The organism is Brachybacterium sp. NPDC056505 (assembly GCF_042794925.1).
GTDB classification, from domain to species: domain Bacteria; phylum Actinomycetota; class Actinomycetes; order Actinomycetales; family Dermabacteraceae; genus Brachybacterium; species Brachybacterium kimchii.
In genome coordinates, this window is sequence record NZ_JBHTSV010000010.1 from 77,039 (window position 1) to 84,285 (window position 7,247).

A 7,247-nucleotide genomic window follows, 5' to 3' on the forward strand; every position below is an offset into this window, starting at 1 on the left:
GACGCAAGTCTACGGACACAGCGCGCGAACGCGGACCGCGAACGGCCCGCGCCGACCGATACCCTGGCCACATGAGCACCCATGGCCTTTCCGCAGCCCAGCAGAAGATGCGAGACGCCGGCGTCGCCCAGACGGCGATCGACGTGTTCTCCCGCTACTACCAGCAGCTCGAGGAGGGCGTCACCGGGTCGATCCCGGAGGACACCATCTCCCCGTACCTCGACCCGCCCCGGCTCGAGGACGTCACGATCGACCCGTTCCAGGCCAAGGAGGCCTTCGACCGCCTCGCGATCATCAACCTCAACGGGGGCCTGGGCACCTCGATGGGCATGGACCGCGCGAAGTCGCTGCTTCCCGTGCGCGACGGCAGGTCCTTCCTGCAGATCATCGTGGAGCAGGTCCTCGCCGCCCGCGAGGCGACCGGCTCCCCGCTGCCGCTGCTGTTCATGGACTCCTTCCGCACACGCGAGGACACCCTCGCGGTGCTCGAGGAGTACCCGGACCTGCCCGTCGGCGACCTCCCGCTGGACTTCCTGCAGAACAAGGAGCCCAAGCTGCGGGCCGACGACCTCGAGCCCGTCACCTGGGACGCGGAGCCCGACCTCGAGTGGTGCCCGCCGGGACACGGCGACCTCTACACGGCGCTGCAGACCTCCGGCGTCCTCCAGAAGCTCCTGGACGCCGGCTTCAAATACGCGTCCGTGTCGAACTCCGACAACCTCGGCACGCTGCCGAACCCCGTGCTGGCCGGCTGGTTCGCCGCCTCCGGCGCGCCCTACGCGGCGGAGCTGTGCCCGCGCACCCCCGCGGACCGCAAGGGCGGGCACCTCGCCGTGCGGAAGTCCGACGGCCGGCTCATCCTGCGCGACACCGCGCAGACGCCGGAGGAGGAGATGGACTTCTTCACCGACGAGCACCGCCACCCGTTCTTCCACACCAACAACCTGTGGATGGACCTCGAGAAGCTCGACGCGGTGCTGCGCGCCCACGACGGCGTGATGCCGCTGCCGATGATCCGCAACGCCAAGACCGTCGACCCCTCGGAGAAGTCGAGCACGCCGGTCTACCAGATCGAGTCAGCGATGGGCGCCGCGATCGAGGTGTTCGAGGGCGCGAGCGCGATCGTCGTCGGCCGTGACCGCTTCCTGCCCGTGAAGGCCACGAGCGACCTGCTGCTGGTGCGCTCGGACGTCTACGAGCTCGACCCCAAGCGCGCGCTCGTCCAGCAGGTGCCGTCGGCGCCGACCGTCTCCCTCGACGGGGACCACTTCAAGCTGATCGGCGACTTCGACGCCCGCTTCCCGCACGGGGTGCCGTCCCTGCGCGAGGCCACCTCGTTGAGAGTGGAGGGCGACCACACCTTCGGGCGCGACGTCGTCGCCCGCGGCGAGGCCGCCGTCGGCCCCGAGGACCCCGCGCAGATCCCCGACGGGACCGTGCTGGGCGGCTGAGCGGTCGGTCCGTGCGCGGCGCCGCCGTGAGCCCTCCGGCTCAGCGCCGCGCCGGCCCTGCGGCGCTTCCCTTCTCCTCCCGCACGAGCCAATGGCCGATGGGCGGCGAGGTGATCCAGGACAGCACCTTCACGACCGGGGCGCGCGAGAGGATCAGCACCAGGAGCAGCGCCCCGACCACGAGCAGCACCGCGTCGAGGTTCGAGGTCATCGTGTCGAACCAGCCCAGGTCGCGGGGGATCTTCAACAGCAGCGGGTGGATCAGGTAGATCGTCAGGGACTCCACGCCGAGCGCCGTGAACCAGTGGTGGCGGCGCGGGGCGACCATCACCAGCGCGACGGTGAGGATCGTGCCGCAGATCAGCACGAGCACGCGCGTGACCATGCCGTAGACGTTCCCGAGGTCGTTCTCGGAGAAGCTGCGGGACATCGTGAAGATGTCGTTGGAGAACTTGTCGTGGGTGATCACTGCGACCACCAGGGCGCAGGCGAAGGCCGCCGCGCCGATCGCCCGCCCCCAGCGCACGTCGCGGATCCTCGCGAGCATCTCCGGCGTGCACATCAGGCCCATCACGAAGAAGGGCAGGAAGCTGAGCACGCGGCCCCAGGTGAGGACCGTGTCCAGGTCCGCCTCGAGGGGCGCCAGCACGGAGATCGCGACCGCGAACACGAGCGGGTAGCGCAGGGAGCGCAGGACCGGCGAGAACACCCGCCAGAAGGTCAGCGCGAGCAGGAACCACAGCGTCCAGGCCGGGTGCCACAGGCTCACGCTGATCGGGTCGCCGTCGAGGAGGTCGCCCTCGACCGAATGGATGACCTGGAAGATCAGGTACGGCAGGAGCATCCCCGTGAGCAGGCGGGAGATCTGACGCGGTTCGTTGCGGTAGGAGCGGCAGAGGAACCCGGAGATCGCGACGAAGGCCGGCATGTGGAACGAGTAGATCCACGTGTAGAGGACGTCGAGGTGCGGGTTGTCGTTGCTCTCGATCGTGTGGCCCACGACGACCAGCGCGATGAGGATCGCGCGCGCGTTGTCCAGCAGCGGATCACGGGGCTTCTTCGCGGAGTCCGCGGGCGGCGCGGATGTCGCGGTCCGCGCGGGATCGGACGGCGCGGGAGCGGAGGACGCCGCGCGGGTGTCGAGCGCTCCGGGAGCGGATGCCCCGCGGGCGTCGCCGTGGGCGCGGTGCGTGGGCGGGCGCCGCGGCGTGTGCGTCGGTCCGGACGGCGCGCTCCCACCGGCCGGTCCTGTGCCGGCTGTCTCGGTGGGGGCTGGCTCCGCGCTCGGATCCTGCTGGCCGGCCATGCGCATGCGCCTCTCGTCGGGGGTGAACGGAACGTGACGAGGCTAGGACCGGAAGGTGACGCGCTCAAGCGGCCGCGCCGCGAATGGGATGCATCGCGCCCCGCTCCGAGGGCGCATGTGAGCGGGGCGACGGACCGGGCGTCGTCGGATCGGACACGTCCGACGGGCCCGAGCCCGGTCCGTCGTCCCGTCAGTCGCGACCGTGGATGTACCCCGTGCCGCCGGTGACGTCGAGGGTCTCGGGGATGATGTTGCCGTAGCGGTGGTCGGTCGCGCTGATGGCCTGCTCGTGCAGGAAGCTCAGCAGCTCGATCCGCCCGCTCGCGGTCACGGGACCGCGGAACAGGGCCACCTCGACGCGGCGCGAGATCGCGCCCAGCAGGGCGTCGTCGGCCTCGCCGACCAGCCGGATCCGCAGACGGGACTGCGCCGGGACGGCCGCGGCGAACGCGGCGGCGTCCTCCATGCGCACGGTGGCCCCCGCCGGCAGCTCCTGGGCGGCCGCGGCGCGCAGGGCGCCGGTCGCCACGGAGACCTCGATGTCGGCGCCCACGGTCGCCGCGGCGTGCAGCACGCGACGCAGCTCGACCTCCCGCGCGCCCTCGGCGGCGCGCACCACCGTGGGGATCGGCACGTAGCGCAGCACGTTGATCTCCCCGTGCAGGTCCTGCGGATCCCGGGCGGCGAAGGTGCTCGTCCAGTGGGCGGCGTCCGAGTGCTTCGCCGTGGTCAGCCACGTGGCCTCGTCCCGGATGGCTCCCGAGGCCGTGCGCCGTCCCTCGACGTCGGCCGCATCCATGAGGTGGATGAGGTAGTTCGGGCCGCCGGCCTTCGAGGTCTCGCCGATCGCGGAGCGCTTCCAGCCGCCGAAGGCCTGGCGCTCCACGATCGCGCCCGTGATCCCGCGGTTGACGTACAGGTTCCCGGCCTCCACGTGCTGGGTCCACCAGGCGATCTCGCCGAGGTCCAGGGAGTGCAGGCCGGCGGTGAGCCCGTACGAGGTGCCGTTCTGGATCTCGGTCGCCTCCTCGAGGGTGTCGGCGTGGATGATGCCCAGGATCGGCCCGAAGTACTCGGTGAGGTGGTACTCGGAACCCGGCTCCACGCCCTCGCGCACGCCCGGGCTCCACAGGCGGCCGGATTCGTCGAGCTGCTGCGGCTCGGCGAGCCAGCGCTCCCCGGCGCCGAGGCTGCCCAGTCCGTCGGCGAGCTTGCCGGCGGGCTCCTCGATGATCGGGCCCATCTGGGAGATCGGATCCGTCGGGTAGCCGACGTGCAGGCTCATCACCGCGTCGGCGAGCTGGGAGGAGAAGCGGCGGGAGCGGGCGACGGAGCCCACGGTGATCACGAGGCTCGCGGCCGAGCATTTCTGGCCGGCGTGGCCGAAGGCGCTCGCGGCGACGTCCTTCGCCGCGAGGTCGAGGTCCGCGTGCGGGGTGACGATGACGGCGTTCTTGCCGCTCGTCTCCGCCTTGATCGGCAGCTCGGGCCTCCAGGACGCGAAGAGCGACGCCGTGTCGTAGGCGCCCGTGAGGACGAGCTGATCCACGCGCGGATCGGTGATCAGGGCGCGCCCGACCTCGTCCTCGGGGACATCGACGATCTGGACGAGGTCCTGGTCGATCCCGGCCTCGTGGACGAGGGCGCCGATGATCGCGCCGCAGCGACGGGCCTGCGGGGCGGGCTTCATGACAACCGCGCTGCCGGTGACGAGCGCCGAGAGCAGGCCACCGGTGGGGATCGCGACCGGGAAGTTCCAGGGCGGGGTCACCAGGGTCAGTCGACGGGGCGTGAGGACGGCGTCGTCGAGCTCCTCGAGCAGCTCGGCCTGCTCGGCGTAGTAGAGGGCGAAGTCCATGGCCTCGCTGACCTCGGGGTCACCCTGCTCGAGGACCTTGCCGGTCTCCGCGGCCATCACCTCGAGGAGGTCGGCGCGGTGCGCTGCGAAGACGCGGGCGACCTCGCGGACCGCCTGCGCCCTCTCGCTCGCGCCCTTCTTCGCCCAGGCCTCCTGGGCGGCGAGGGCGCGGCGGTAGACGTCGTCGACGCCCTCGCGGGTGGTCACCCGCGCCGCCTCGATCTCGTCGATGCCGATGCGGGAGCCGCGCACGCGGTGGATGATCCCGGCGGCCCACTCCTGGTTCGCGGCCGTGGACATGTCGGTGTCGGGCGTGTTGCGGAAGGCGCCGGGGCGGGCGGGGATCACGGCCGATCCGAGCGCCGGCCGCTCTCCGTGCTCCTCCGCCGCGCGGTCCTGGTCGCGGTGGGTGGACACCGCCGGGCCCTCGACGGCGCGCGCGAGCGACGCCTCGAAGCGCGCCTGCTCGCGTGCGAACAGCTCCTCGCTGTCCTCGAGCTCGAAGACGGCCGACATGAAGTTCTCGCTCGAGGCGTTCTCCTCGAGGCGCCGCACCAGGTAGGAGACGGCCACGTCGAACTCGCGAGGAGAGACCACCGGCACGTACAGGCGCATCGAGCCGACGGCCTCGCGCACCACCTGCTGCTGGCCCGGGGCCATGCCGGCGAGCATCTCGAACTCGACCGCGCCGTCGGCCCCGTCGATGCCGCGCTCGCCCATCAGCAGGTGCGCGAAGGCGACGTCGAAGAGGTTGTGCCCGGCGATGCCCAGGTGCACGGCCTCCAGGTGCTCGGGCTCGAGGGAGTCCAGGAGGATCCGCTTGTACTGGGCGTCGGACTCCTCCTTGGTGTGGAAGGGCGCCTGGTCCAGACCGTGCAGCGAGGCGTCGACCGTCTCCAGGGCGAGGTTCGCGCCCTTGACCACGCGCACCTTGATGGGGTCGCCCCCATGGGCGACGCGATCCTTCGCGAAGGCGCGCAGGCGCTGCATCGCGTCGAAGGAGTCCGGCAGGTAGGCCTGCAGCACGATGCCCGCGCGCAGGTGCATGAGCTCGGGGCGGTCCAGGAGCTTCTCGAACACGTCGAGGGTGAGCTCGAGGTCCCGGTACTCCTCCATGTCCATGTTGAGGAAGGTGGGGGAGTCCTGGCGGGAGGCGTCGAGGTAGAGGGGCAGCAGGGTCTCCACGACGTGGTCGACCGTCTCCTCCGCGCCCCACAGCGAGAGGTGGTCGATGATCGAGGAGATCTTGATCGACACGTAGTCGACGTCGTCGCGGCCTGCCATCTCGCGCACGGAGGCCAGGCGGCGCCCGGCCTCGCGGGCGCCGAGGACGGCCTCGCCGAGCACGTTGATGTTCAGGTCGGTGCCCTCGGCGCGCAGCCGGCGCACGGAGCGCGCGAGGTGCGGGTCGCGGGAGTCGAGGATGAGGTGGGAGACCATGCGCCGCATGACGGCCTGCGCGGTCGGGATGACGGCGTGGGGCAGGGTGGGCGCGGTGGCGCCGCCGAAGGAGATCACGCGGCGCAGCGGAGCCGGCAGGAACGACGGCGGGTCGGCTGCGAGCCGCTTCAGCTCGGAGGCGGCCGCGCGGGGATCCTCGGTGCGGATCACGCGGTCCACGAAGGCGACGGTGAAGTCGAGGCCCTTCGGGTCCTTGAGGAGATCGGCCAGCAGTTGGGCGGAGCGGGGGACGGGCCGCGCTGCGGCTTCGTGGACCCAGTCCCTGACCTGCGATGCGACCTGTTCGGGCGCGATGGACGTGGTGCGGGTCCCCGTGGTCGTGGGCAACGCTGTTCTCCTGATCTGTCGACGGGACGAGACGTCTCGCTGAAGCTGGTTGAAGCTGGGTGCGGGGCAGGGCCCGCGGTGTCCCGAGGAGCGGCGGGGAGGACGGCGGCGCGGGGCCCGCGACGGGTGCGCCGCGGTGGATGGAGGGCGACGGTGCCCTCCTGCCGTCCTCGGGTCCGTGCGCGCGCCCGAGGGACTGCCATCGTACGTCCGGGGATCGGGTGCCTGTGCCACGATGGGGCACATGCGGCAGTGTCCGAAGCTGCCCCGACGGAAGGCAGAACACCATGAAGAAGGTCATCTTCCTGCTCGGCCTCGTGCTCGGCTTCTTCGCGGGCTCCCGCATGGGCCGCGGCCCCTACGAGTCCCTCGAGTCCACCGCCCGCCAGATCGCCGACGACCCGACGGTCCAGCAGAAGGCGTCCGATGCCAAGGAATCGGCGGAAGCCCTGGCCCAGCGCGCGAAGGACCGCGCTCCCGATGTCGCCGACTCGGTGAAGGGCGCCGCCGCGGGCGCCGCCACCGCGGTCAAGGACCGCGCCACCCATCGCGCCGATGACGCCTCGGGGGACGACGAGGGCGGCGAGAGCGCGAAGGCCGGCTCCGGCGCGGGATCGACGTCCGCGACTCCGGACAGCTCCGCGGGCGGCACGCCCGACACCACCTCGGGCGGCGACGGCGAGGTCGGCGACAAGCCCCTCAGCGCCTGAGTCCCGGCGCCGGCGAGGCCGTCGGCCCCGCCGCCGGTGCATCAGTCGGCGGCACGACGATTTGAGCGTGGCGAGCCACGATCCGCGGATCGTGGGGCGCCGCGCGCAAATCTCAGGGCGGGGGGCGGGGTGCC

At 71.9% G+C, this 7,247-nt stretch carries 4 protein-coding genes; 2 read left to right on the forward strand and 2 right to left on the reverse strand.

All coding sequences use genetic code 11. The features are described 5' to 3' along the window. Nucleotides 1-71: 71 nt before the first annotated feature. Entirely contained in the window at nt 72-1,451 is a 1,380-nt protein-coding gene (locus ACFQ53_RS08435) for a UTP--glucose-1-phosphate uridylyltransferase (RefSeq protein WP_377858066.1), read from the forward strand. A gap of 40 nt (nt 1,452-1,491) precedes the next feature. On the opposite strand, the gene ACFQ53_RS08440 is transcribed toward ACFQ53_RS08435, so the two are convergent. Beyond that, nucleotides 1,492-2,763 carry an acyltransferase family protein gene (locus ACFQ53_RS08440; protein ID WP_377858069.1) on the reverse strand — a complete coding sequence of 424 codons (1,272 nt, stop codon included), beginning with the start codon at nt 2,761-2,763 and terminating at the stop codon, nt 1,492-1,494. Between the two features lie 184 nt (nt 2,764-2,947). Continuing rightward, a complete protein-coding gene (locus ACFQ53_RS08445; RefSeq protein WP_377858072.1) occupies nt 2,948-6,403 on the reverse strand; it encodes a bifunctional proline dehydrogenase/L-glutamate gamma-semialdehyde dehydrogenase in 3,456 nt (1,151 codons plus the stop codon). A gap of 287 nt (nt 6,404-6,690) precedes the next feature. Between ACFQ53_RS08445 and ACFQ53_RS08450 the strand changes: the two genes are divergently transcribed. Further along, nucleotides 6,691-7,113 (forward strand): hypothetical protein, encoded by a 423-nt coding sequence (locus ACFQ53_RS08450; protein ID WP_377858075.1) that lies wholly within the window; start codon nt 6,691-6,693, stop codon nt 7,111-7,113. The last annotated feature ends 134 nt before the right edge of the window (nt 7,114-7,247 follow it).